1 protein-coding gene is annotated in these 945 nt (G+C 70.1%); it reads right to left on the bottom strand.

Annotation, left to right across the window (positions count from 1 at the left end; genetic code table 11):
* A partial coding sequence (locus tag CCN33_RS30035; RefSeq protein WP_107484025.1) for a glycoside hydrolase family 26 protein occupies positions 1-945 on the bottom strand: 945 nt, incomplete at both ends.

The raw sequence follows: 945 nt of genomic DNA, 5'->3' as shown, positions 1-945 counted from the left end.
GGCGTGGGCGTGACCGTCGGGGTCGGGGTCGGAGCAGGCGTCGTCAGCCCCGTGCGCCCGTACAGGGTCGTCCGGTACACCTTCGCCGCGCCCGGGTTGACCGGGCACTGCCAGACGCCGTGCGGGCAGTAGTCGGTGAGGGTGTTGTACAGCGGGCGGTGTTCATCCATCCAGGCGAGCATCCGCCGCATGTACTCGGGGTTGTCGCCGTTGCGGAACAGCCCCCACTCCGGGTACGAGACCGGCTTGCCGTGCGCCTTGGCGAAGTCGACGTGCGCCTGGAGGCCGTAGGGCTCGGTGATCTGCTCGTCGACGGGCATCCCGGCCGGCTGGTCGTAGGAGTCCATGCCGATGATGTCGACGGTGTCGTCACCGGGGTAGCACTCCGGCCAGGGCACGGCGTCCAGACCCCTGCTGGGCGCGAAGTCGAAGCGGAACCTCTGCCCCGGCACCGCCCGCATGGTGGCGACGATCCGGTTCCAGTACGCCTTCCACGCCTTGGGGTCGGGGCCGCAGCGGTGGGTGTAGGTGATGCCGTTCATCTCCCAGCCGAGCACCAGCACCGTGTCCGGCACACCGAGCTCGACCAGCCTCTTTGCGAGCGCGCGGAAGTGCCGGTCGAACTGTCCGGCGGCGGCCTGCCCGAGCAGCAGCCGTACCTGGGCGTCGGAGAGGTGCTCCTCGTTGCGCTCCTGCATGGGCACATTGAGGACGAGGGTGCGGTCGGCCTTCTGGCGCCGCCAGTGCGCCCAGGGTTCCAGGAAGCCGGGCGGGCCCTCGATGTCCCGCCACTGTCCGCCCGGCAGATAGGTGTGCGCGACCTTCAGCTCGGCCCCGCCCAGCCAGTTGCTCAGGGCGGGGATCCGGGCGATCCCCAGGGGGCCGGAGTCGAGGAACGCCCCGAAGTCCGGCCCCCGGTTGACGGGCTGTGTCTTATACATATCT

The organism is Streptomyces recifensis (genome assembly GCF_002154615.1).
GTDB classification, from domain to species: Bacteria; Actinomycetota; Actinomycetes; order Streptomycetales; family Streptomycetaceae; genus Streptomyces; species Streptomyces griseoluteus.
This window is presented reverse-complemented; position numbering and strand designations above follow the sequence as displayed.